Source organism: Streptomyces sp. SPB074 (assembly GCF_000154905.1).
Lineage (GTDB): Bacteria > Actinomycetota > Actinomycetes > Streptomycetales > Streptomycetaceae > Streptomyces.
The window spans coordinates 3,614,383-3,615,658 of sequence record NZ_GG770539.1; the positions used below are offsets into that span (position 1 = coordinate 3,614,383).

The following is a 1,276-nucleotide window of genomic DNA, read 5'->3' on the forward strand; positions in this document are numbered from 1 at the left end:
AGACCCGTAGCCCGGAAACGCGCGGCTCGGAGAGCTGCGAGTCGGCGGACCGCGGCCCGGAAGCCCGTGGCCCGGAAACCAGCAGGTCGGCGGACAGCAGCCCGGACGGGTACAGCTCCGCAACCCGCAGCCCCGAAACCCGCAGCGCCGAAACCAGCGGTTCCGGGGACGGCGGCTTTGAGGCTGGGGCGACCGCGGAGTCGGGTCCGGGCGCGGGGCCCCAGTCCCGTGCGTCCCGCACCCGCCCCCGTACTCCCCGCGCGACGCCGGCCCTCCCCCTCACGTTCGAGTCCTACGTGCGGGCCAGGGGCGCCGGGCTGCTGCGGACCGCGCGCTCGCTCACACCGAATCCGTACGACGCGGAGGACCTGCTCCAGACCGCCTTGGCGAAGACGTACAGCGCCTGGGAGCGGATCGAGGACCACGGGGCCGTGGACGGGTACGTGCGCCGGGCCCTCGTCAACACGCGGACCTCGCAGTGGCGCAAGCGACGCGTGGACGAGTACTCGTGCGCCGAACTGCCCGAGCCCGAGCCCCTGCCCGCGACCGACCCGGCCGAGGCGCAGGCGGTACGGGACGCGATGTGGCACGCGGTGCTGAGGCTCCCGGCGCGGCAGCGGGCGATGGTCACCCTGCGGTACTACGAGGACCTGAGCGAGGCACAGACGGCCGAGGTGCTCGGCGTCTCCGTGGGGACGGTCAAGAGCGCCGTCTCCCGCGCCCTCGCCAAGCTCCGCGAGGACCGCGAACTGGTCCTCATCCGCTGACCACCCCCACCCACTCGGCCACCGGCCGGGGAAGCGGTTCGCTGCCGCCCACCTGGTTGGCGGTCCCTGGGGGAGCGGTTTACGCCCGTCCACCTGGCCGGTGGCCGCCGGGGGATCGGTTCGTCCCCCGCCCCCCATCCGCCACCGCCCCCGAGCAGTGGCCCGCTCCCGCCTGCCGCCGACTCGCAGCACCCGGGCAGGTACCCGGTCCGGCCCCGGACCGTGCGGACCGCCCCGGCCCCCGCCCTCCGCCGCAACCCCAGGCCCCCAGGCCCAAGCCCCCAGGCCCCCAGGCCGTCCCCGCTGCCGCGCCTCCTTCCGCCGGCTCCTCCCCTCCCGCTACCGGTCCCGGCTGTCTTCGCGTGTTCCGTGAATCGATTGGCCGGCCCTAGTGACATACCGCTTGGTATGTGCGCAGAATCAAGCCACGACCCCCACGGGCCGCCGCGCCCCCGGTCGTTGAGACGACAGAGCCGTTGCCTACCGCCCTGCCCCATCGGGAGGACGCC

At 74.8% G+C, this 1,276-nt stretch carries 1 pseudogene; it reads left to right on the forward strand.

Annotated elements, in window-relative coordinates:
* Nucleotides 1-275 precede the first annotated feature (275 nt).
* Nucleotides 276-767, forward strand: a pseudogene (locus SSBG_RS14910) (SigE family RNA polymerase sigma factor); the annotation flags it as partial.
* Nucleotides 768-1,276 lie beyond the last annotated feature (509 nt).